Origin of the sequence: Enterobacter sp. KB-280D8, assembly GCF_041399405.1 — a bacterium.
Taxonomy (GTDB): Bacteria; Pseudomonadota; Gammaproteobacteria; order Enterobacterales; family Enterobacteriaceae; genus Enterobacter; species Enterobacter cloacae_N.
In genome coordinates this window covers 1-241 of the sequence record NZ_JBGKEC010000047.1, presented here as the reverse complement: position 1 = coordinate 241, position 241 = coordinate 1, and the positions used below count along the sequence as shown (strand labels likewise).

Genomic DNA, 241 nt, shown 5'->3' with positions numbered 1-241 from the left:
CAACGACGATCTGAACCAGCTTACCGACGTACCGATGAAGATGGGGCGCGCGGCGAAAGCAACGATTGGCGATCTGGTTTATGCCATTCTGACCAAAAACCCGAAACTCTCAGACGGAAAGGCGCTGTTCCATGCCGATCACAAGAACCTGAGCGCGGGCGCAATTTCTGTGGCCAGCCTGGACGAATCGCGCAAGCTGATGCGTCTGCAGAAGGAGGGGGAGCGAACCCTGAATATCCGA

The 241-nt window shown here is 56.4% G+C and carries 1 pseudogene; it reads left to right on the top strand.

The window, feature by feature from the left end:
* Positions 1–241, top strand: a pseudogene (locus AB8818_RS22955) (Clp protease ClpP); the annotation flags it as partial.